Here is a 25,041-nt window from a genome sequence, read left to right as displayed (position 1 = left end):
TATTAAAATTTGAAGTTATAGGAAATCGCTGGCATTATTCCGAAAATGGCGGTTCGGGTTGCTTCATTTTGACCTGTTTGCCAATTTTGTCCAAAGGAAATGGATGCAGCATTTCTGCGGTTGTAGGCGTTGTAAATACCAAAAACCCATTCACCTTTCCATTTTTTATCGGGTCTTCTGTTGGGCGTGTATATGGCCGACACATCCAATCGGTGATAGGCGGGCAATCTGTCTGCATTTCTATTGGAATAGCTTGCTATGGACAAGTCTTCATATTCATATTGCCCGTTGGGGTAGGTAACGGGACGCCCTGTTTGGAACACAAAATTGGAACTGAATTTCCACTTTTCATTGAATTTATAGGTTGCGGTCAAGGAAATATCGTGGGTACGATCATAGGGGGCGTTGTACCAATTCCCGTCGTTGATGCCCAAACCACCTGCACGTCCACCTGTAGTGAGCTGCTCGGATTTGGATAAGGTGTAACCCAACCAACCTGTTAGTTTGCCCGTGTTTTTTCGCAACAACAGCTCCATTCCGTAGGAACGGGCCTCACCGTTAAGGATTTCAGTTTCAATGGTATTGTTTCCAATCAGATTGGAGCCATCGATATAGTCAATACGATTGTCAATGTTTTTGTAATACGCTTCTATTTCAAGACTGTACTTTTGGTCGTTAAAAGTCCTGTAATAGCCCATCGAGTATTGGTTGGACAGTTGTGGTTTTATAAAAGTGCCACTTGGTGTCCAAACATCCAAAGGGGTTACTGCAGTTGTATTGGACAATAGGTGAAGGTATTGTGCAGATCGGGTATAACCAGCTTTTACGGATGAAATATCGTTAAGTTGATAGGAGAGTGTCAAACGGGGTTCGAGCTGCGCATAGGTTTTAATGCTCTCGTTTTTACCGTAAGATGTTTCCCCGACCACTTCGCCAGCTTCGTAAATGCCGAGCTCCTCATTATAGACCACGGGCAGGTCGTTTGCATATTGATTGATGCTTTGACCGCCTAGCCTTGAAAAATGACTGAGTCGCAGGCCGTATTGTACGGTAAGTTTGTCGGTAACTTCGTTTTCGGCACCAATGTACACGGCAGATTCCAACGCCCTTTTTTGATCTAACTTTAAATAGTTGATGGATGAAGTCTCGTTGGAGGGTGTTACTTCGCCAGGGTTTAGATCGTAGAGAATACTGCTGATTCCAAAGTTGAGCTTGAACTTGTTGTTTACATAGTAGTTAAGTCCATATTTTAGGTTGTAATTTTCGATATCGGCGACCCAATCCAGACCAATAAAATCCAAAACTATCCTATAATCATATTGGCTGTAGATCAGGGAGAGGTTGGCAAAGAGTCGATCATTGAAAATATGGTTCCATCTAAGATTTCCGGTCGCGTTCCCATAGTTGTTTGTTATTAGGTTGGCCAAAATAAATTCATCCCTTCCAAAGTATCCCGAAAGATAGATTCTGTTGTTTTGATTGATTTCGTAATTGGCTTTAAGGTTAAGATCGTAAAAGGCTAGTTTATCATCTTTCAAATCATCTATAAACTTCATAAATAAGTGCGCGTAAGATGTTCTTCCCGCAACAAGAATCGATCCTTTATTCTTGAAAATTGGCGTTTCTGCCGTTAACCTGCTCGAAACTATGCCAATACCACCACTAAGGGCAAAGTTTTTACTGTTACCGTCTTTTTGGCGCACATCCAGCACAGAAGAGACCCTACCACCAAATTCGGCAGGAATATCACCCTTGTACAGTTTTACATCTTTGATGGCATCTGCATTGAACACCGAGAAAAAACCAAAAAAGTGGGAAGTGTTGTAGATAATAGCCTCATCCAACAGCACCAAATTTTGATCAGCAGCTCCGCCCCGAACATGGAAACCTGTACTGCCTTCGCCGTTATTGGACACGCCGGGAAGCATTTGTATGGATTTGATCACATCCACCTCGCCCAATACGGCAGGTATTTCCTTAATGGTCTGGGTTTTTAGTTGGGCCACGCCCATTTGGGGTGTTTTCAGGTTTATTTTTTCGATATCGTCAGCCGACACAACAATCTCATCCAAGGCGGTTGCATTTGGGGAGAGTTCCAAATCTACAGTTCGGTCACTATTTAATGTGATTTGTTGCGTGGTTTCCCCATAGCCAATATAAGTAATGGACAAGGTGTAGGTGCCTGCTGGAGCGGTGAGTGAGTAAAATCCGTATTCGTTGGTTATAGTCCCGTATTCCGTACCCTGCAAATAAACGGAGGCTCCAATAAGCGTTTCTCCATTCTCGTTGTCTTTTACGGTGCCGCGGAGGGTGTGTTTTTCCTGTGCCATAACCGTAAAACCAAGCGAGAGGAGTAAGTAGGTTAGCATTTTGTTCTTCATAGTTGATTGATGACTAATGATTTTAAATCTGTTTTAATGATGTATGAATTGATTGCCTTAGGCAGTTCAATTAATCTATTTGTAGGCAAAGAAAACACGGACTTGGTAAAAGTGACGGTAATTCTGCCATTTTGGGGTGAATTACGGGGAAAATGAAGTGAAATGTCAAACCTTGGAACATAATTTTAGGTTAAATTTTAAACTGATGTAAGTTGTTCCTTTTCATTTAGGCCAAGTTCTGCAAACAAAGTTTAGAAACCGTTCAAGGAGTACTTACTTTCTAAAACGTGTTTTAAAAAAAGAAAGGACGACATCACCTAAGAATTAAGCTTGGGCAATGCATCCTTGATTTAATCCCTTTGGGATTATCTTAGGTTTTAGATTGAGATTTTAGCCCCCATTACCTTTAAAAATTCACGAATAAAGGCTGGGTGCGCAGGCCATGCAGGGGAAGTTACCAAGTTACCGTCCACATAAGCTCCGTCAACTGGAATATCTTGGTATTCGCCGCCTGCAATGGTTACTTCTGGACCGACTGCTGGGTAGGCGGTAAGTTTTCGACCTTTAACCACTCCTGCTGCGGTAAGTATTTGTATGCCATGGCAAACAGCGGCTACAGGTTTGTTTTCATCAAAAAAGTGCTTTGTGATGTCCAATACTTTCTGGTTCAAGCGAAGATACTCTGGAGCACGGCCACCTGCAATGACCAATCCGGCATAATCCGATGGGTCAACATCAGAAAAACTGTAGTTGAGTGCAAAATTATGACCAGGTTTTTCGGTATAGGTCTGGTCGCCTTCAAAATCGTGGATGGCGGTTTTAATGGTGTCGCCCTTTTTCTTGTCGGGGCATACGGCATGTACTTCGTAGCCCACCATCAAGAGCATTTGAAAAGGGACCATAGTTTCATAGTCTTCAGCAAAATCGCCTGTTAGGAAAAGAATTTTTTTCATATTTCAAGTATTTTAAGGTTAAAAACTTAACAATCTTAAAGATAGTAATGGTTCTTGGGAAAAGGAGAAGCGTTTGTATTAAATTATCTTAAAAATCAAAGAAGGTTTTAGGGAGTGTTTTCTTATTTAAATTTTTCCAATTGCATGCACTCCTTTAAGATTCTATATGCTCTGGATATATGCCCTTCGACCGTTTTTATGGAGATTTGGAACCGTTCTGAAAGTTCTTTGTAGTTCAAGCCTTGAATTTTACTTCCATGAAAAACTTCTTTGCATCTTTCTGGCAGTTCCTCCATACAATTCTCCAACAGTTTTGCCCTTTTTTTGGATGTTTCAGAGTCGACATCGGCAGCAAGCATTACGGCAGTATGGTAGTAAGAGGATAGCATGTTGTTCTTGAGTTTCAAGTGTCTGTATTTGTCCATTAATCTATTATATGCTGCCCTGTACAAAAATGCATTTAAGGATGTTTTTATGTGAATGTCCTTACGTTTCATCCAAAGATTTAAGAACACATCTTGCACTACATCTTCAATAATTGCTCGATTTTGACAATGGTTGAGCAGGAAAACACATAGTTTCTGGTAGTAATCCGAATAGAGGCGCTCAAAGATTTTTTTATCTCCGCTTTTTAAGGAATTTATTATGAATATTTCATTTTTATGCTTCAAAAAGAGGGATTTTTTAAAAAAGTGATAAAAAAATAAAACTTTTTGGTTTTTGAAGGGGGGTATCAAAAGCTTCCCACGTCATAAGATTAAATAATTATTAAATATGAATCAAACTAAGGTTGATAAATTACTTCTAAAATTAGTTGAAAATAGAATTTCCGAGGCGGAGTCCAAAGAATTGTTGGATTGGTTAAAGTCTGAGGAAAATCTTGATTATTTCAATGAATTTGTTGAAATCAACCATTATATAAATGCTAAAAAATCATTTAGGCGTAAAGATGAACTGTTTGATCAGATCAAGAATACAAGAAGTAAGCGCAATTACAATAAGGTATTAAAATATGCGGCCGTGATTGTTGGTTTGGCTGTGGCAACATTTGTTTTTAAGGACAAGATAATAACTTTGGAGGAACCCTCCACTCCTGTTGCCCCAACTATTGTAAACAATGAAATACAACCGGGTAAAAACACTGCTGTTCTTACTTTGGAAGATGGAGATAGTGTTGCCCTGGGCAAAGGGGCTGATTACAAAACACAGAATCTAAGCGCTAAAGAAGACCAGATAGTCTACTCCCCTAAAGAAAACAGCATAAAAGCAGTTGAATACAATTATCTAACTGTTCCAAGAGGAGGGCAATTTTCACTTACACTCTCGGATGGAACCGTTGTTTGGTTGAACTCTGAATCCAAATTAAAGTACCCGGTCAATTTCGTGGAAGGAAAGAGCCGAGCGGTTTATTTGGTTTATGGAGAGGCCTATTTTGATGTTTCATCGAGTACAGAACACCAAGGAATGGATTTTAAAGTGTACCATAAAAAACAGGAAATACAAGTTTTAGGGACACAATTCAACATAAAGGCTTATAAGGACGAGCTGGACGTGCTTACCACCTTGGTGGAAGGGAAAGTATCGGTAAAACATGAGGGGCAAACCTTGGAAATTGAGCCTGGAGAGCAATCGAGGCTCAATACAAAAACTGGAGCTATTGCCGTATCGGATATAGATGTTTTTTCCGAGACATCTTGGAAAAGGGGTGTTTTTAGCTTCAAGAAAAAACCATTGAGGGATATAATGCGAACCCTCTCCAGATGGTATGATATGGAAGTGGTTTTTGAAAATAAGTCCTTGGAAAACAAAAAGTTCAAAGGGGTATTGAGAAAAAATCAAAGTATTGAAGATGTGTTGTCCGTAATCATGTCCAGCTCTTTGGATAGCTATGAAATAAAGAACAAAACCGTCATACTAAAATAAAATGTAAATGAAAACTCAAAAAAAGCAACCGAATAATCAAAGTATGCCAATGAAGAGAAAAACCTAAAAAGTGGGGATGGGCTATACTCGCCAAAGTTAAATAACACCATCCCCTTTATGCCATTATTAATTAATTGTTTAGAAACTAACTAATAACAATCAAATTTATGAAAACTAAACTAACAAAGGTTGGATTCCTGATCAGGAACCGACTTCTATTATTACTTATGAGAACATTTATTTTTTTATGTTGTCTTACGGTATTTAGCTTCACTCCAAACGACCTCGCTTCGCAGAACTCTAGCATTAAAATAGAGTTTGATAAGTCCATGACGGTAGATGAAGTCTTTGATCTTATAATGAGTCAGACCGATTACAGCTTTATCTACGAGGTGGGCATGTTCGATGATTACCCCACCATTCCCGTAAAAAAGGGAAGGATAAGTACCAATAGACTGCTCAAAAAAAGCTTGGAGCCCGGAAACTTAAATGTTGTTTTGACCACGGACAACACCATAATGGTCAAAAAAAGTTCTCCTAGAAACCGACAATCCCAAATTGAGGTTTCGGGTACGGTAAATGATGGGGAGGGTTTTCCTTTAGTGAATGCGGTAATCTTGATAAAGGGCACCAATAAAGGGACCACGACCGATTTTGATGGTAATTATAGTATAACGGTACCTTACTCGGAGAACGTGCTTCAGTTTACCCACATGGGGTTTGAGACCCAAGAAATTAAAGTAGGTAATCAGACCACTATAGATGTTGTGCTAAAAGAGACTGCACAGACACTAGATGAAGTAGTTATTACGGCACAGGGTATAAAAAAATCCAAGAAAGCCTTGGGGTATGCTATTTCCCAAGTAAAGTCCGAAGAAGTAGAGCAACGTCCAGAGGCGGATTTGGCACGAACCTTACAGGGAAAGATTGCCGGTGTTGTAATTACTCCCGCCGATGGCCAAACCGGTTCGGACTCACCTATCAGAATACGTGGAAATGTATCTATCACCGGCTCCAATAATCCCCTGATTGTTGTAAACGATGTTCCTTTCAATGGATTGCTACGTGATATCAACCCGAATGATATTGAAAGTATGAGTATCCTAAAAGGATTTAATGCTTCGGTACTTTATGGTAGTGAAGGTAGAAACGGGGTTATCTTGATCCAGACCAAAAGTGGCTCTGCCAAAGTGGGTCAAGCCGAAACCAAGGCCACATATTCGACCACGGTGTATACCAATACTGTATCCCAGTTGCCTAAGTTCCAGAACACCTATTCCAACGGCGGTGAGGGAGAGTTCCAACCTACATATCTTTCCAACTGGGGACCGGCTTTTTCAGATATTGGTGAAGTAGACCATCCGTATGCCCCATTGAGCGATATTTTTCCGGAATATGAAGGTGCTACGCTGAACATAGCTGCCAAACCAAATAATGTTAGAAACATATTTAGAACAGGAATTGGCACAACCCACTCACTTACAGTTGCCACTTCACAAGAAAAGGTTGGATTTAACATCTCGGCAGGGTATACGGATGAAAAAGGTATTATTGAGCACAACGACTTAAAAAGGTTTAATATTAGCGTTGGAGGTCGGGCACAGGTTTCCGATAGGTTAGACCTTTCTGCCACGCTCAATTATTCTTCACGAAAAGTAAATAGGGTTTATGGTGAAAGTATCTTCAACGTAGTTTATTATCAACCTAGATGGATTGATTTGACCGAACTTCCTTACCAAAACCCCTTGACCGGGGAATCGGTTTATTACAGAAATGATACCAATCCGCTATGGATGTTGCACAATACCGGAATCAATGATATAGTCGAACACGTCTACGGTACGGTCAATGCCAATTATAAATTGAACGATGATTTTAACCTGATCTACAGGGCCGGTTATGATAGTAGGCATTTCAGTGGTTTTGAATATTCCAATAAGGGAGGGTATGATGACAATACCTTTAAAATTGGATACTTGCGTTTGGATAGCAACAGGGACGTGGACGTTAACCAGACCATGATTCTTGGTTTTAACAAAAACATTACCGAAGACCTGAATTTAGAGGCTCAGATTGGGGCAAACTCCAGAATTACCCGATACCAAAGTAGATCATCGGATTCAGATGGACAGGTGGTGTATGGCTTTTTAAGGCCAAGTAACTATACCACGACCGAGTCGGACTATGCTAGTGAAGATGAAAACATAGCCGGTGTGTTCGGACAGTTTCAGTTTGCGTACAAACGCTATCTGTATGCAACACTTTCTGGAAGAAACGATTGGGGGAGCACTGTGGAAAAAGATAATCAGTCCTTATTTTATCCAGGGTCATCGGTATCTTTTGTGCCAACTTCCGCCTTTGATTTTGGTGGCAATGTAATCAACTACCTAAAAATTAGGGGAGCCTACGCAACATCTTCCGGTTATCCCAGCCCATATAGAACCAGAAGCACATTAATAATTGATAACCTCAGGTTTGCAGCGGCAGATGGTTCCTATCCAGTCACTAACAGATATAGTACCAGATATGCCAACCCGGATTTGGCCCCGGAGCTTCATAAAGAGTTTGAGATTGGCTTGGAAACCAACATGTTCAACAATAGATTGACATTGGAAACCTCTATTTATAAGAGAATCTCCGAAGACCAAATTGTAGCCTCTCCTTTGGCAGGTTCATCAGGGTTTGATACACAGTACATCAACCTGGGTAGGGTTGATAACAAAGGAATTGAAGTAGACTTGGGGATTGACCTGATAAAGAACGAAAACTTCCAATGGAATTTCCGAAATATATTCACTGCGGACGAGTCCATAGTAGTAAAAACAACCGATACGGGAGCAAACATTAACCTTACGGAAGACAGATACGCCGTGGAGGGTCAGCCCTTTGGAGTTATCATGGGTGATTATGCTCTTAGAGATGAAAACGGAAACCTTTTGATTAGTGGGAATGGTTCCAGTACCAGAGTTGGTGAAGTAATTACTAGTACCGATGTAGGTTTTGACGATAAGGTTATTGGCGACCCCAATGCAGATTGGCGACTCACCAACATAAATTCCTTTAGCTACAAAGGCTTTAGGCTGTCTGCCCAAATTGAGTACAGACATGGAGGCGAAATATATTCAACAGCCGTAAGGAACATGTTGCAGCGAGGGACAACAAAAGATACTGAGGATAGGGACGGAGCTTTTGTAATACCGGGATACTTGGCAGATGACGCCACGGGAGAGCCCCTATTGGATTCCAATGGCGACCAAATACCAAATACATTCCAAATGAACCCTGGTAGAATTTCTTACTCCAATTACTACAATGCTAACGACCTGGCCATGTGGGACACTTCCATTTTTCGGATACGTGAAGTTTCCTTGGGGTATACTCTAAAAAAGAAAAAGGGGCAGGCCCTACCATTTCAAAGAATTGATTTTACCCTTTCGGGAAGAAACCTATGGTACAAGGCACCGAATTTTCCTAAGTATACCAATTACGACCCAGAAAGCGATGGCCTTGAAGGAGACAGTACAGTTCCTTCAACAAGAAGAATAGCTTTAGGAGTATCGGCAACATTTTAATCCTACCTAATAAGAAACAAAATGCAAAAAATATTAAAATACTTTAGTATAAGCACGCTGGCTTTACTACTCTTTTTGGGTTGTGAAGTCTCAGATTTTGACCTACAGGAAAATCCCAACTATCTAACACCGGATAGTGCGAACCCTGAATATATGCTCAATGAGGTACAGTACCTTTTTCAACACTATATGACGTGGATGATTATCAACACAGATGATGTTATGCGTTACGAAGCTATGACGGACACCTACGGAGATGTTGTTTCAACAAACGTATTGGATGGGGGTACAAGTAAAGAATGGGATACCTACTACGAAGCATTGAACAATGTAAGAACCATTGTAACACTGGCAGAAGAGGATGAAACCTTGCTCTTCCATAGTGGTATTGCCAAACTTTTAATGGGATACATGACCGTTACCATGGTTGATTATCTTGGGGCAATACCTTACTCACAAGCAGTAAACAACGTAGAATATCCAAATCCAGAGGTTGATGGTGGTGCGGCACTGTATCAAAAGGTATTGAATGATATTGATGAGGCCATTGCAGAAATCAAAGCAGCCAATTTTGATTTTTCCACGGACTTGCTCTATGGCAGTGATAAAGATAATTGGATAGCCTTTGCAAATTCCTTAAAGCTGAGAATGCTCGTACAGGCAAGGCTGGCGAGTGAAGATATAGGAGTGTCGAATATTCAGGGTGAAATCAATGCCCTACTGTCCAAAAATCTGATTGATACCCCAGAAGAGGACTTTCAGTATTCATACAGCACAGTGCAGGAACCGGAAAGCAGACACCTATATTTTCAAAGAGCTTATGTAAGTGGTTTTGATGAATACATTGGCAACTATTTTATGTATATGCTCAAAGAATCAAAAAGTAACCCAGACCCTCGGATTCGTTATTACTTGTACCGTCAATCCGACGAGGACCCATTCAGCGGGCCTCCATACTTGCCATGTCAAGGTGACCCCGATGTAGATTATTGCTATATAGGAGACCAGTATTGGGGGTATGACCACGGGGAAAGCCGTGTAGGTAGGGGAGATAATCTCTTAAGAACAGTTTACGGTATTTACCCTGGCGGCGGAACTTTTGATGAAAACCAATTTGAAGACGCTCCAAGCACAACCAATAATCTGGGAGGAGCAGGTATTTTGCCATTGCTTACCTCATCTTATGTAAGTTTTTTGAAGGCCGAAGCAACCATTACACTGGGTACAAATGGAAATCCAGCGGAATTGTTGGAAACAGGAATCAGAGCCTCTATGGAAAAAGTATTGAACTTTGGTGGCGTAAGTTCCAGTTATGCTGCCACAAGTGCAGATGTGGATGCTTATGTAGATGAGGTGATGCTCAACTACTCCAATGCAGCCACAGACGAAGAAAGGCTGGATATCATTATGACCGAGTACTATTTGGCGGCTTTCGGAAATTCTGTGGAATCCTATAATTTTTATAGGAGAACCGGGTATCCATCAAATATTCAAGTACCCATAGATGATGATGACCCTGTATTTCCGCGGAGCTTCCCGTATTCTAGGTTGGAAGTGGAAAGGAACTTGTCCCTTACGCAGAAGAACAATTACGATAAAGTATTCTGGGATACCAATCCTGATGGTTTCATTAAATAATCAGCAAAAAAAATCTATTATGAAAAGTAGTAAAAGCATAAAATTTTTATTGGGACTGCTATTGTTGATAGGCTGTTCCAATGATAACAATACGTTTGAGGACATTACCGATCGAGGAGGGTTTGTATCGTTCAACGAAACTCCGGAGCTCAGCTATAGCGTACTCAGTTTGGATTCCGATGTAATAACCGCCCAACTGGTAGATTCCAATGGGAACGCAATAAGTTATTCCCTCTCGGTTACCTATGGGGACGTTACAGTGGAGAATATTGTTACCGTTACGGAATTTCCTTATAATTTGGAACTGCCCATTAGCCAAGTTATTGAAGCTTTGGGCCTTACCGAGGAAGATATAGAGTTGGGGTCAACAATGTCCTTTGTGGGAACAGTAACAAGCCCTAACGGAACTTATAGTGGAGCATCTCCAGACTTAAATGCCAACAATGAGAACGAAGGAGGAGACACTACCGACAGGTCCAAACTATACTTTCCGAATCAAGCAATGGAATTTTCCATATCCTTTTTTCAGCCACCAGGAAAAAAGATTAGGGGAACCTCTTTTGAGGAAGTATCAATTGGTGCAGAAGATGATACTTACAACCGAAATGGAAACAATGATGAAACCTTGGATTTGATCAATGGGGATATGCCACCCTATGTGGATTACACAGCCGTAGGCAATGGCGTGGATGATGAAATCGGTTTTGATTCGGAATATATTGCCATTACCGATATAAGTAGCAGTAGTTTGGGCTTTTCGGCCGAGCGTATCGGAGTTTTCTCTTTGTTTGAAGACTATGAAGCCTACCCAGATGGAACGCAAGGATTCCATTTAGAAGATGCAGATGGTGCAATACGTATCACTTTTGATACCGTTGAGGTTCCAGAAGGACAAGAGAACTCCGGGGTTTCTTTTCAGGTGTTTTTTGGAGATTCCAGCTGGGAAGAATTGGATGGCTTACATGCCTATGCCAATATTGTCACAGATTCGGGTACAGAAGTTCTTGAATTGGCTAGCATCTTTAGTGATGATGTTGAAGCTGTAGCAGGTCAGTGGTATGAAATCAATAGCGGTTATCTAAAAGGGGTCAGTTCGTATCAGTTGGTCATTCAAATACAATCTGGGGCAACCCCGGAATCTTTTGATATTGACAATGTGATTATATACGAGTCTGAAGATTAGTACAGCTTTTTGATTGAATTATTGAGGATATTTGTTCTCAAGTGAATTGAAAATGTCAGCCCCATTTTTTTGGGGTTGACATTCAATAAAGATTTAAAGTATCAGTTATGGAAAGAAAAATAATAGGATTGTTTGCACTTGTTGCCCTTATGGTGGCATGTAACGGCAAGAACAAAATAGAAGCGGATATTTTGATTGTAAACGGTAATGTTTTCGACGGAGTCGAGACAATGCCCCAACAGGTTTCCATTGCTGTAAAGGACGATAAGATTGTTTGGATTGGTGATAAAAACGATAAAGAGGTGATTGCCACCAAAACTATTGATGCGAAAGGGCTTAACGTGTCTCCCGGCTTTATTGATCCACACACGCATGCGACTAACGACTTGGACGATTCGGAACAGTCACATAACAAACCTTTTCTTTTTCAAGGTGTAACCACAGTAACCGTGGGTAACGACGGAAGTAGCCCCTATCCTTTGGCAGAATACCGAGATAAGTGCCAAGAAATTGGTGTGGGCACCAATGTAGTCGCCCTGGTAGGCCACGGAACCATCAGAAAACAAATAATGGGAGAGAGTGATCGCGAAGCTTCTAAAGAAGAACTCGTTAAAATGCAGCAACTTATGCAGCAAGAATTGGATGCGGGAGCATTTGGTATGTCCACTGGATTGTTTTATGCACCAGGAAGCTATGCAACAACAGACGAAGTTGTGGCATTGGCAGAGGTTGTAGCCAAGAACAATGGTGTTTATGATACTCACATGAGAGATGAAAGTACCTATTCTATTGGGTTGATACCAGCAGTGCAGGAAACCATCAAAATAGGGGAAAGAGCAAATATTCCCGTACACATTTCCCATATCAAATGTTTGGGGGTAGATGTTTGGAAACAAAGCGATTCCATAATCAAAATTGTTGAAGAAGCACAGAGCAAAGGAATTCATGTTACAGCCAATCAATACCCGTATGATGCATCCGCCACAAGTTTAAAGGCCGCCGTGGTTCCAAGATGGGCAGAAAGTGGGGGAAAAGACTCCTTGTTCATACGTTTTCAAGATGCTGAGCTGAGAGAACAGATTCTGGAACAGACACAAACCAATATAGCAAGAAGGGGAGGACCGGAGAAATTACTGATCATACAAGCACCGGACACTTTGCTACAGGGGAAAAATCTGTTAGAAATAGCTCAAGATTTGAAAAAGAAGCCTGAAGAAGCTGTTTTCGATATTTTAAAACAGGGTTACATTAAAATAGCCTCGTTCAACATGAACCCGTACGATATTGAAAACTTTATGGTTCAACCGTGGGTGGTAACAGGTTCGGACGGTGGATCGGGACATCCCAGAAAGTATGGGACCTTTCCTTATAAATATCGCGAGTTTGTTAAAGAAAAGAATGTCCTGGATTTAGCCTTTTTTATTAACCAGAGTAGTTCAAAAACAGCCAAAATCCTTAAACTTTCAAAACGAGGGATTCTTCAAGAAGGAAACTACGCCGATATTATAATATTTGATCCAAATGCTTTTATGGATAAAGCAAACTATTTGGATGCGTTTCAATTTTCAGAAGGGTTGATTTATAGCATCATAAATGGAAAATTATCCATAGAAGAAGGTGAATTTACAGAAAAACTAAACGGAAGGATATTGAAGAAGTAGCCAAGGAAATCAAAAATTCATTGGTAAAAAATCAATGGGTACTTCCAAAAAGAAACAAAAATGAAAACTATAAATTTTATAACAGCTCTTTCCTTCGGAAAGGAAATTATCATCATGGTTTTGATGTTGTTTGTAGCATGCTCTTCAAGTGAGAGTAATAGCGACGATACCTCAGCAGAAACGGATATACAAGCTCCATCGTCTCCTACAGGCTTAACGGCCGATAATATAACACAAACCTCAGTGGAATTGAATTGGGGTGCTGCTTCCGATAATGTGGGAATTCAAAATTATTCCCTTTACCAAAATGGCAGTTATTTGGCAAGTTCCGGTCAAACATCTTATGTGTTGAGTGATTTGGAGCCTGGTAAGGTTTATGAATACCAAGTACGGGCAACCGATGCCGCTGGTAACGAATCTACGTTGAGTGAAGTTTTAAAAGTAACAACGGTTAGTGCAATTGAGGCCGAACTACAATATGCTTCAGGGAATATTGATGCGTATTTGCGAAATTTGATAAACAATGTGCCTGGTAGCGGTGAAAACAATTATATAATACCTACCAATGATGATTTGGAACTGTGGAACCAGGTTATTGACGATTTGTTGAGCAACAATATTTCAGATGCCGTTTCCAAAGCTGTTGATTTCAACTATCAAATTACAGAGTTTACAGATACCAATTTATCACCAAACCAAGTGTTCTATGTGTTGGCCGAATACAGTTCGCAATCCAATTATTGGGGCATCTATGTTTTCAGCAAAACACCCCAAAAAGAAGATTTGGTATTGATGGCTCCCCACATTAAGTATGATACCAATACGGGTTTTGAGGCAGTGTATTCCTTTAGAAATAATGTGGCCAAAGCACTACTTTTAAGCGGTACGCATAGATGCAATAGCACCGATAGGTCGGAATGTTCCGGAACAACTTCCTCCTGTGGGTCAAATGGGGCATACCGTATTTCTGACATGGCGCACAATACCAATTCCGCCTTTCAAAAAACAACAGAGGTTTTAGCTACAACTTTGCCAAATACCATATTTGTACAATTGCATGGTTTTGGTAAGGATGATGGAGACCCCGATGTTATAATGAGCAATGGAACTACGGAAACCCCAGACACAGATTATGCCTCCTTGATCAAAGACGCTCTTTTGGATGAGGATAATACATTGACTTTTAAAATTGCCCATATTGATACGGATTGGACCCGATTAAGGGGCTTTACCAATACGCAAGGAAGGTTTATCAATAGTTCCCCTGACCCATGTAGCACTTCAGCTAGCAGTACAACAGGGAGATTTATCCATATTGAACAAGCTAAACCAAAACTGCGCAAAAACGCTTCTAGCTGGGCAAAAATGAGTAATGCATTGGGCAGTGTTTTTTAAAAAATGAACAGCAATACATGGCTGTAGATTTTACTGGCCTAAACAAACGAGGTCTACTATGTCGATTTTCGTCGTAGTAGACCTTTTTATTGTTTTTCGGGTATATTAATCCCCTGCTTTCAAATTGCTTAAATATTCTATTAAATCGCGTAGTTCACGTTTGCTGATCATCTTGCCCATGGCAGGCATGCCTGACGGCAAATTTCTTCTCTTTTGAATTCGAGAGTGGGCCACTTCTAAAGGTTCGGCATCAGAAGTGCGGAGAACCAATCCCTCCTCGTTCTCTTCTACCAATAGTCCTGTAACCTCTTGTCCGTTGGTCAAGGTCAACACTACGCTTCCGTAACCTGGAGCAATTCGCTTGGAAGGCTCGATCAAAGCTTCCAAGATTTGCTCACGGGTCAATCTGTTGCCAATATCGTCCATGGGAGGGCCTACTTGGCCGCCTGAGCCTTTCACTGCATGACAGCGTACACATTGGGCAGTTGGGTTACTTATAAAAACATTTCGACCAGCCCACCAATTGCCACCATATAAGGTTTCTACGTAGGCATCGGTGCCATAGCCTTGACTTTTTAATGAGGCAAGTTCATTTTTAAGCATCTCGGAGTTGTTGTCGGAGGCGGCTTCTATCAAATCGAGCATAACGGCTTCATCAATACCCCCACGAGCAGCCTGATTCAACAAGTCGGAAAGTACCACTTCGCTTTTTTCTATGGGCATCTCTGCCAAGACTTCTAACAGTGCTTGTTGTTCGCCAACACCACCTTTGCTGAATATGGGGTTTACGATGCTTGGCAATTCTTCTTTTGTCAACGAAAGCTCACCTATCAAAGTCACGGCGGTTCGTCTCACCTGTGTGTTTTCATCACTCATGCCCATACGCATTACTCGTGCCAATTGTTCATACCCTGTATTGCCCAATGCGGTTAAAGCTTCAGCCCTAGCTTCAGGCGAAGTGTGGGTGCGTAGGAGCTGAACCAATCGGTCTTCATGTCCTTTTAGTTGCAAGGCGGACAATAGTTTTAGTGCTCCGACCAATACCTCTGGGTTTTCATCAGACAAAAAATCTGACATACTTCCCGTTACTTTATTTTGAATGGGCCTCAAAGGTCTTTCTTTTGCTCCCAAATGATACCCGTCCACACGGTCCATTACCGATGGAGAGGACCATGTACTCAGTGCGGCCAAGGCCTCACCGCGTAATTCCGAAGGGGCATTTTCGTTTTTGGCATATGCAATCAAATTATCCAGTTGATTTTCGCCACCCACTCGAAGCGCGACGTTGATTACACGGCGCATTAGCGGTTCGGAACTGTATTTTGGGTTTTCCAAAAGTGCGGCCAAATCTGCAAGCGCTTTTTCAATACCCTTATCATCATTGATGGCACGAGCTGCTTCGGTAACAATAAATTCATCGGAGTCTTTCAAAAAAGCAGCCACTTCCGGTCTTTTCATTCTTCGCAAAGCCAAAACCGCTGCAATTTTCAAGGAACGGTTATCGCTATTGGCTAAATTGACCAAAGGCTCATACTTCCCAATTCTTGATAACGCCAATACACCGGCATGACGCAGATAAACATCTTCATCAGCATTTTCTGCCAACATATCCAATAGGGGTTGTACAGCATTTTCAGCTTTGATTCGGCCCAATGCCTGAGCGGCAAAGAATTGGACCCTAGGTTCTTTGGACTTCAACAACATTATCATTTTCTCTCTTCCTTCTGCATGACGTACATCTCCCAATACTTTTAAACTTTGAGCGATAATTTCTGGGTCATCATCATTCAAAAATTCAACCAGTATATCAGCTTTGTCGGTATCATCCGAAGCTATTTGACCAATACCCCAAATGGCATGTATTCGCGCTAATTGATGGTCATCTTCTTGAGCAACTTGTTTTAACTTTCTATATCCCCAAAAGGTGCTTTTTGCCAATTCAAATTGCGCTTTTTGCCGAATTCGCATATCGGGATAGCGCAATAATTCGACCAATTCGTCATTGTTCAATTCAGAAAAGTCTGTAGTCATCCATTTTTGGGTTTCTACACGTTGTTCGGCCAAATCGTTTTCCGAATCGGTTACGTCCAGCTTCCATACTCGGCCTGAATTTTTTGTATTCCAACCATTGATCCAATCGGCAAGGTAAAGAGCACCATCTGGCCCAAACTTGATGGCGGTTGGTAAAATGCCGCTCAGCATATCCACTTCTGAATTGAGCTCGAACGAAGCCCCCTTCGGTTTTAAATCGAACGACCAAATATGTGATAGGGCAGGGTCGCCCACAAATTCGACCAAAAAGAATTTGTCCACCCAATCCGAACCCAAAGCCGTACCAGGATTAAAGAGCATTCCTGTAGGGCCGTTGTGATAGTTCATGATAGGAGGGATGATGTGAGCAGCTTGCCCTTCCCATCTGGGCAAAAAGAGCTTTTCATCCATCCAGACTTTATACCCATTGTTTTTTGGGTCGGTGTATTTGCCATATTGCCAGTTGGAGCGCCATCCCGCATCAGAACCTTCGACGACATGCACCAATCGCTCACTTTCACCTTGGTGATCTCCATCATTATCAGAAGAAATGATATTGCCATACTTGTCAAAAACAAATTCATGGGTATTGCGAAGACCATGGGCAAAAACCTCAAAATCGGAACCATCTGGATTGCTTCGAACAATAACCCCTTGATTGGGGTATGGATGGCGATTGCCCTCTTTATCGGTAACATTGGCTCCAATGTCACCGATTCCCCAATAAAGTTTTCCATCGGGTCCCATGATCGCACCGGACATACCGTGTCCGCCAAAACCGATATGGATGCCAAAACCAGTGGCCAATGAAGTTTTGGTATCAAACACTTCGTCACCGTTGGTATCTTCCATGCGCCACATATCTGGAGCTACCCCAACAAAAAGGTTTTCGCCATCAACGGCCAAAGCGTTGGCAACATCGGTTTCCTCAGAATGAAAATCATGGACTACTCGGGTTGCCTTTTCAGCGATACCATTATTGTCCGCATCTTCCAATCGCCACACTTCTTCCTCTTCGACCGCTAAGTCCCTCCAATCATGACTGCCATCGTTATTGAGGTCTGGCAACCATGAGTTTTCCTCACTTTTTTCTGGAGCAAAGGTTTCGTGTAAAAAAGCCTTTCTATCTGCTACGGTTTCAAAACTGTTGGAGGCGGTCATCCAATGGCGATATCCCCGAATATCAAATTCTGAATTTTTTTGACGATTGGTACGGGTAAAAAAGATGCGGCCCTGTGCATCGATATCCATGGCGATAGGGTCGGGGGCAAGGGTATCGGGCGCCCAAAGGCTTAGCTGAAGCCCATCCGCCAGTTGAACTGAACCCATATTTTTGGCTTCAGTGATTTTTTTATTGAGATAGGCGGAATCTAACTCAATTGTAACAGGGGTTTCAGTAGGTTTTGGTGATTTTTTTTTACAGGAAACGATAGTCAGTAATCCAACTAGGGCGATTTTGCCCAACAGTTTTGTGCGCAACATTTTTATGGTTTGATTCAGTTAAAAACCGAAAAGGTATAAAAATCAATTCAATCTCCGCGTCTTGTTTTTCAAGTATTTGTTGTGATTTTGTTATAATCAGACTTTCAAATTTATCCAGAAACGTGATATATACACTTATTTGAGAGTGATTTTATTTTTTCTGAAAATCAGAATACTATTTTTAACCCATTGTTTCTTTTGATGAAAAAAATTCTTTTCTCGATACAATTTTTTAACCTTCGGTTTAAAAAAACACTCGAAATGACGGTTTTTAAGCACAATATTTTCAAAATGCACTGCGGTTTTTTATAAAAATTATTTATCGCACTTTTATTTCAAATAATATTAACAACCTCTATTTGTGTGTGATGATAATGTGACCTAGTTTTGTTCCCCAAATGAAAAAGGCATTTGCAAAATATTTGTTTCCTTTCTGCATTCTGTTACTTGGAGGATTCATCAACTTGCAAGCAAATTTGCAAGATACTTCGGTTACGGATAATGCTTGCTATCTTCAAAATGTAGAAAACCAACATTCCTCTGCTTTATTCAATGCATTGCAATCAGGTCTTGAAAAAAGACATTGTGTAGAAATCGACATTGAAGAACAAGAAGAGCGCGAGGAAGAAACAACATCACATAATTTTTCTGTAGAATATGGCAGTTTTTTAACTGTCAATTTTTTTGCCGCCTCTTGGGGGCAATTGTTTTTGGAATCTAACACAAACTGTGGGTTTTCTATACTCAAGTCCGCTTCATCCATAAAGAAGCACGTTAGGTTTCAGGTATTCCGAATTTAGAATTTTCCTTTTGCGTTCGAAGCAGCCGCTTGTTGCGCAAACCTTTACAACCCTTTGGGTAACAATCATTAACCAAGGGTAGGTCCCTTTATGTGGATTCGGACTTCCCTTGACCATTTCTAAACCAATTTTTTAAACCAATAAAACTATGAGGAGATTTTCCATCTTCATCGGCTTGTTTGCAGTAATGTGCTACACAAGCTGCGAATCCAAAAAACACGAAAACAAGGAAGAAACCAAATACCTCGTGTCAAGTCCCATCCAAATGGACACATCAATCACTAAAGATTATGTATGTCAAATTCATTCGATAAGACATATAGAACTTAGAGCTTTGGAAAAAGGATACCTACAACATATTTATGTGGATGAAGGCCAACACGTGAAAAAAGGACAGCAAATGTTCCACATTATGCCCAATGTATACCAAGCCGACCTGCAAAAAGCAAAAGCAGAAGCCGAGGTCGCTGAAATTGAGTACAAGAACACCAAATTGTTGGCAGATGGCAATGTAGTATCTGCTAACGAATTGGCCATGGCGAAAGCAGAGTACGATAGAGCCAAAGCGGAAGTCAGTTTGGCAGAGACCCATTTGGGATTTACCGACATCCGTGCTCCATTCGATGGAATAATGGACCTCTTGGAAGTAAGGGAAGGCAGTCTTTTGGACGAAGGGGAACTGCTGACCAAACTTTCCGACAACTCCAAAATGTGGGTGTATTTCAATGTGCCCGAAGCAGAGTATCTCGATTATATTATCAGCACCAAAAAGGATGAAAAGCAAGCCGTGGAACTTTTGATGGCCAACAACAAAAAATTCAATCAGCCGGGTGTTGTGGAGACTATCGAGGGGGAATTCAACCACGAAACGGGGAATATTGCCTTTAGGGCCACCTTTCCCAACCCTGATGGAATTTTAAGACATGGTGAGACTGGAAGCATCCTGATGAAAGTTCCATTGGACAACGCCATGCTTATTCCACAAAAGGCAACTTTTGAGGTGCTGGACAAAAAATTTGTGTTTGTACTCGATGAGAACGATACCGTACAGCAACGCGAAATTGTGATTGGAGCAGAACTACCGCATCTATTTGTGGTTGAAAAAGGACTGTCGTTAAACGATAAAGTACTCTTGGAGGGCATCCGAATGGTACGTAACGGAGAGAAAATCCATTACGAGTTCGAAAAGCCCGAATCCGTACTGTCCCATCTTGAGTTGTATTCTGAGTAGCAATCCCATAATCTTGAACAATGTTTAAAAAATTTATACACAGACCTGTATTGGCCATTGTGATTTCGGTCATAATTGTGTTTACGGGATTGTTGGCCATAAAACAACTGCCCATTTCGCAGTTCCCACAAATCGCACCCACCACGGTAAATATATTTATTGCTTATCCGGGTTCAAGTGCCGATGTATTGGTAAACTCTACCTTGATTCCTTTGGAAACCTCCATTAACGGGGTGCAGGGCATGCGGTATATTGCTTCCGATGCCACTAGTGCTGGGGAAGGAACCTTACGTGTGATTTTTGAACCGGGCACCGACCCTAACCAAGCCGTAGTGCGAGTAAAGACGCGGGTCGACCAAGTAATGCCTTTGCTGCCCGAGCTGGTGCAGCGCGAAGGAGTTGTTATTACGCCAGTACAGCCCAGTATGTTAATGTATGTGAACCTGTACAGCGAAGCCAAGAACAACGATGAAAAATTCCTGTACAACTACGCATACACTAAAATGATCCCTGAAATTCAACGGATAAATGGTATTGCAAGTGCCAAGATTTTGGGTAGCCGTAAGTTTGCCATGCGGGTTTGGCTTAAACCAGACCGAATGCGGGCCTACAACATCTCTGCAGAAGAAGTACTGGAGGCCATGGATGAACAAAGTATTTTGGCCAGGCCTGGACGTTTAGGAAGAAGTTCCGGTAAAAAAGCACAATCGTTGGAATATGTTCTGGTCTATCAGAACAGGTATAATGAACCCCAACAATACAAGGATATCATTATTAAAGCCAACGAAGACGGAGAAATTTTAAAACTTGGCGATGTCGCCGATGTGGAACTTGGGAGTGAGTTCTTTGATATCTATTCCAATCTCGATGGAAAACCGTCCGCGTCCATTGTGTTAAAACAAACTTTTGGGAGTAACGGTAGCGATGTCATCAAGTCGGTAAAAGAGAAATTGACGGAACTGGAGACCGAAATGCCTCCTGGAATTGATTACAAAATCAGTTATGACGTATCCAATTTCTTGGATGCCTCTATAGATCAAGTACTGCATACTCTTCGGGATGCCTTTATCTTGGTGGCCATTGTGGTGTTCCTGTTCTTGGGTGATTGGCGATCTACCCTGATTCCAATTATTGCGGTACCGGTATCGCTCATTGGGGCATTTTTCGTAATGCAACTCTTTGGGCTGTCCATTAACCTGATAACCCTGTTTGCCTTGGTATTGGCCATTGGTATTGTGGTAGATAACGCTATTGTGGTCGTAGAGGCCGTCCACGTTAAGATGGAAGAAGAAAACCTTACGCCTTACAAAGCATCCTACGAAGTACTGGGTGAAATCGGTGGGGCCATTATCGCCATTACCTTGGTAATGACCTCAGTGTTTATCCCTATTTCGTTCATGACAGGCCCTGTAGGGGTTTTCTATAGACAGTTTTCCATCACCATGGCAGGCTCTATTGTAATATCCGCCATAGTGGCTCTTACCTTAACGCCGGTTCTATGTGCCATGATGTTGAAAAACACCCATGGTAAAACAAAACGGAAATCACCTGTAAACCGATTTATAGATTGGTTCAATGGTAGGTTTGAGAAACTTACTGGGCGTTACGTTGGGGTGTTGAACAAAATAGTGAACAGAAGGGTTGTCACATTTGGACTGTTGTTAGCTTTTTGTGCAGGTATTTTCTTTACCAACCAAGTATTACCAGCCGGATTTATCCCCAATGAAGACCAAGGGATGATATATGCCATCATCCAGACCCCTCCGGGTGCTACTTTGGAGAGAACCAATGAGGTAGCCAGAAAACTCCAAGCCATTTGTGAGGAGACCGAAGGTGTTGAATCCGTTTCCTCCTTGGCAGGGTATGAGATTATGACGGAAGGCCGAGGCTCCAATGCGGGAACTTGTCTTATTAACTTAAAACCATGGTCAGAACGGGAACATTCCGTTCATGAGATTATGGAGGAGCTGGAAGAAGAGACCAAAGACCTTGGAGCTGTAATCGAATACTTTGAGCCACCGGCGGTTCCAGGTTTCGGTTCGTCAGGTGGTTTCGCCATGCGTTTGTTGGACAAGACCAATAGCACGGATTATCATGAGTTCGAAAGGATCAACAACGATTTTATGGATGCCTTGCGCGAACGTAAGGAATTGGCAGGCTTATTTACCTTTTATGCCGCCAATTATCCACAGTATGAGTTGAAGATCAATAATAAAGCGGCCATGCAGAAAGGTGTTTCCATAGGAAAAGCCATGGAAAATTTGAACATTCTTATCGGTAGTACCTACGAACAAGGGTTTATCCGTTTTGGCCGATTCTTTAAAGTGTATACCCAAGCGGCTCCGGAATATCGTGGCATGCCCTCCGATTTGGAAAAGCTCTTTGTAAAAAACGAAGAAGGGGAGATGGTACCCTACTCATCTTTTATGACCATGGAGAAACGCCTCGGGCCAAATGAGGTAACCCGCTACAATTTGTACAATTCTGCCGCCATTCGTGGGTTGCCCGCCAAAGGATATACCAGTGGGGATGCCATTGACGCCATAAAAGAGGTGGCCGAACAAAAATTGCCAAGGGGATATGACATTGCATGGGAAGGTCTCTCTTATGATGAAGCCCAACGTGGAAATGAATCCATCTACATTTTCATCGTAGTGCTCATATTCGTGTATTTGGTATTGGCTGCCCAATACGAGAGTTTCTTACTTCCATTGGCCGTGATTCTATCACTTCCGGTCGGGGTATTTGGTTCATTCTTCCTGTTGAAGTTAATGGGATTGTCCAACGATGTGTATGCCCAAATTGGTATGATCATGTTGGTAGGGCTCTTAGGTAAGAATGCAGTATTGATTGTGGAATTTGCCGTCCAGAAACACCGACAGGGTGCTACGATACTCGAAGCTGCTATTGAAGGTTCCAAGCAACGTTTTAGGCCAATTTTGATGACATCTTTTGCCTTTATTGCTGGTTTAATTCCCTTGGTAGTGGCCACAGGTGCAGGAGCCATAGGTAATCGAACCATTGGTGGTTCAGCCTTGGGAGGTATGCTTATCGGTACCATTTTCGGGGTGTTGTTGATACCTGGGTTATACTATGTATTTGCTAAAATGGCAGATGGTAAGAGTCTTATTAGGGATGAACACGATGAGCCGATTTCTGAAGAGCTCTTCAAGAATAATGACAACGAGAGCAAATTGCGAACTCGTTTGAAAGAAGTGAATAAACTTTTGAAAAAAATGACCACAAGAAATGGAAAGAATAAGAAAAACGGTGACCAAAATGAAGCATAGAAAATCACTTTTAGTTGTAATGATAGCAATGATGGCCCTTTATTCTTGTGTGCCCACTCGTGAGGTTAGGGACGAGAATGTAGCGGTTCCCGAGAATTATCAGAATCAATCCACCGATACCGTAAATACAGGATTGGTGGAATGGAGAACTTTTTTCAAGGATCCCAATCTTATTGCGTTGATTGATTCCGCTTTGGCAAAAAACCAAGAGCTGAACATTATGTTGCAGCAAGTGGATATGGCCAAAAACAGAATTCAAGCCAAAAAAGGGGAGTACTTACCCTTTGTAAACCTTCAGGCAGGTGCCGAAGTGGAAAAAGTTGGTGAATATACCCGTAATGGAGCTGTGGAAAAAAACCTCGAGGTGAAGGAAGACGAAGAGTTCCCCGAACCCCTGACCAATTATATGGTCGGAGCCTTCGCCACTTGGGAGCTGGATGTATGGAAGAAGCTCCGTAACGAGAAAAAAGCAGCGGTCTACGAATACCTTTCCAGTGTGGAGGGGAAAAATTTTATGGTGACCAATTTGGTGGCGGAGATAGCCGATTCGTACTACGAATTAATGGCGTTGGACAATCAAATGGCCATCATAGACCAAAACTTGGAGATTCAGCAGAATGCGTTGCGCATGGTTAAGTTACAAAAGCAAGCTGCACGGGCCACGGAATTGGCGGTAAAGCGTTTTCAGGCGGAAGTTTTGAAAAATCAAAGTCATAAATATGAAATTCAGCAGGAAATCGTGGAAGCGGAGAACCGATTGAATTTTTTGATTGGTCGATCACCACAGCATATACAAAGGGAGTCCGATAATTTCATAGATAGACCTATCGATTCCATTTATGCAGGGATACCTTCGCAATTGTTACAGAACCGCCCCGATGTGCGTAGCGCCGAGTTTGAACTGGCAGCAGCCAAATTGGATACCAAAGCGGCGAGGGCCAATTTTTACCCACAGTTTACAATTAAAGCGGGATTAGGTCTGGAGGCTTTTGATACAAAATACCTCACCACAACACCAGAATCCGTATTGTATTCGGCGATTGGGGATATGGTAGCTCCTTTGATTAACAGAAATGCAATCAAAGCTCAGTACAAGAATGCTACGGCCCGACAGTTGCAGGCGGTGTACGAATATGAGAAGTCTATTTTGAATGCCTATATCGAGGTGGCCAACCAGTTGTCCAACATCGACAACCTCAAAAAGAGCTATGAATTGAAAGAGGGCCAAATACAGGCTCTAACGGAATCCATAGACCTGTCCACACGTTTGTTCCAATCCGCAAGGGTGGAATATATCGAAGTGCTTTTGGCGCAGCGTGAGGCCTTGGAATCCAAAATGGAGCTGGTGGAGACCAAAAAAGACCAGATGCTGGCCCAAGTAAATATGTACCGCTCCTTGGGAGGTGGCTGGAACTAAAACCTCCATTGATTACTATTGGCAACCTGCTTAATTATCGGTTCTCAATAAAGCGAAAGCCATTCTGTTAAATATCAGAATGGC

General features: G+C 41.8%; 14 protein-coding genes. 10 read left to right on the top strand and 4 right to left on the bottom strand.

Annotated features, from left to right (window positions below; translation table 11 throughout):
• Positions 1 to 2: 2 nt before the first annotated feature.
• The 3 genes from MURRU_RS16705 to MURRU_RS16695 form a co-directional block, all read right to left on the bottom strand.
• Complete coding sequence (locus MURRU_RS16705; protein ID WP_014034661.1) at positions 3 to 2,381, bottom strand: TonB-dependent receptor; 2,379 nt, start codon at positions 2,379 to 2,381, stop codon at positions 3 to 5.
• A gap of 377 nt (positions 2,382 to 2,758) precedes the next feature.
• Entirely contained in the window at positions 2,759 to 3,334 is a 576-nt protein-coding gene (locus MURRU_RS16700) for a DJ-1/PfpI family protein (protein ID WP_014034659.1), read from the bottom strand.
• Positions 3,335 to 3,456: 122 nt separating this feature from the next.
• The gene (locus MURRU_RS16695; protein WP_014034658.1) at positions 3,457 to 4,005 is read right to left on the bottom strand and encodes an RNA polymerase sigma factor; all 549 of its coding nucleotides are present in this window, start codon (positions 4,003 to 4,005) and stop codon (positions 3,457 to 3,459) included.
• 103 nt (positions 4,006 to 4,108) lie between these two features.
• Between MURRU_RS16695 and MURRU_RS16690 the strand changes: the two genes are divergently transcribed.
• The 6 genes from MURRU_RS16690 to MURRU_RS16665 all read left to right on the top strand — a co-directional run bounded on the left by MURRU_RS16690 (position 4,109) and on the right by MURRU_RS16665 (position 14,706).
• On the top strand, positions 4,109 to 5,257 hold the full coding sequence (locus tag MURRU_RS16690) for a FecR family protein (protein WP_014034657.1): 1,149 nt from the start codon (positions 4,109 to 4,111) through the stop codon (positions 5,255 to 5,257).
• Positions 5,258 to 5,484: 227 nt separating this feature from the next.
• Complete coding sequence (locus MURRU_RS16685; RefSeq protein WP_041801662.1) at positions 5,485 to 8,829, top strand: SusC/RagA family TonB-linked outer membrane protein; 3,345 nt, start codon at positions 5,485 to 5,487, stop codon at positions 8,827 to 8,829.
• A 21-nt stretch (positions 8,830 to 8,850) separates the two neighbouring features.
• A complete protein-coding gene (locus tag MURRU_RS16680) occupies positions 8,851 to 10,467 on the top strand; it encodes a SusD/RagB family nutrient-binding outer membrane lipoprotein (RefSeq protein ID WP_014034655.1) in 1,617 nt (538 codons plus the stop codon).
• Positions 10,468 to 10,486: 19 nt separating this feature from the next.
• Positions 10,487 to 11,650 carry a hypothetical protein gene (locus MURRU_RS16675; RefSeq protein WP_014034654.1) on the top strand — a complete coding sequence of 388 codons (1,164 nt, stop codon included), beginning with the start codon at positions 10,487 to 10,489 and terminating at the stop codon, positions 11,648 to 11,650.
• Between the two features lie 107 nt (positions 11,651 to 11,757).
• The gene (locus tag MURRU_RS16670; RefSeq protein WP_014034653.1) at positions 11,758 to 13,311 is read left to right on the top strand and encodes an N-acyl-D-amino-acid deacylase family protein; all 1,554 of its coding nucleotides are present in this window, start codon (positions 11,758 to 11,760) and stop codon (positions 13,309 to 13,311) included.
• A gap of 60 nt (positions 13,312 to 13,371) precedes the next feature.
• Positions 13,372 to 14,706 (top strand): fibronectin type III domain-containing protein, encoded by a 1,335-nt coding sequence (locus MURRU_RS16665; protein WP_014034652.1) that lies wholly within the window; start codon positions 13,372 to 13,374, stop codon positions 14,704 to 14,706.
• Between the two features lie 105 nt (positions 14,707 to 14,811).
• On the opposite strand, the gene MURRU_RS16660 is transcribed toward MURRU_RS16665, so the two are convergent.
• Positions 14,812 to 18,219: a PVC-type heme-binding CxxCH protein gene (locus tag MURRU_RS16660; protein ID WP_014034651.1), complete on the bottom strand. Its 3,408-nt coding sequence runs from the start codon at positions 18,217 to 18,219 to the stop codon at positions 14,812 to 14,814.
• A gap of 398 nt (positions 18,220 to 18,617) precedes the next feature.
• On the opposite strand from MURRU_RS16660, the gene MURRU_RS16655 reads away from it, so the two are divergent.
• From MURRU_RS16655 to MURRU_RS16640, 4 genes are all read left to right on the top strand, one after another.
• A complete protein-coding gene (locus MURRU_RS16655; protein WP_014034650.1) occupies positions 18,618 to 19,019 on the top strand; it encodes a hypothetical protein in 402 nt (133 codons plus the stop codon).
• Positions 19,020 to 19,167: 148 nt separating this feature from the next.
• Entirely contained in the window at positions 19,168 to 20,250 is a 1,083-nt protein-coding gene (locus MURRU_RS16650; protein ID WP_014034649.1) for an efflux RND transporter periplasmic adaptor subunit, read from the top strand.
• A gap of 20 nt (positions 20,251 to 20,270) precedes the next feature.
• A complete protein-coding gene (locus tag MURRU_RS16645) occupies positions 20,271 to 23,540 on the top strand; it encodes an efflux RND transporter permease subunit (RefSeq protein WP_014034648.1) in 3,270 nt (1,089 codons plus the stop codon).
• Positions 23,500 to 24,957: a TolC family protein gene (locus tag MURRU_RS16640; RefSeq protein ID WP_014034647.1), complete on the top strand. Its 1,458-nt coding sequence runs from the start codon at positions 23,500 to 23,502 to the stop codon at positions 24,955 to 24,957. Before MURRU_RS16645 ends, MURRU_RS16640 begins: the two co-directional genes overlap by 41 nt.
• The last annotated feature ends 84 nt before the right edge of the window (positions 24,958 to 25,041 follow it).

It is taken from the genome of Allomuricauda ruestringensis DSM 13258 (assembly GCF_000224085.1).
GTDB lineage: Bacteria > Bacteroidota > Bacteroidia > Flavobacteriales > Flavobacteriaceae > Flagellimonas > Flagellimonas ruestringensis.
This window is presented reverse-complemented; position numbering and strand designations above follow the sequence as displayed.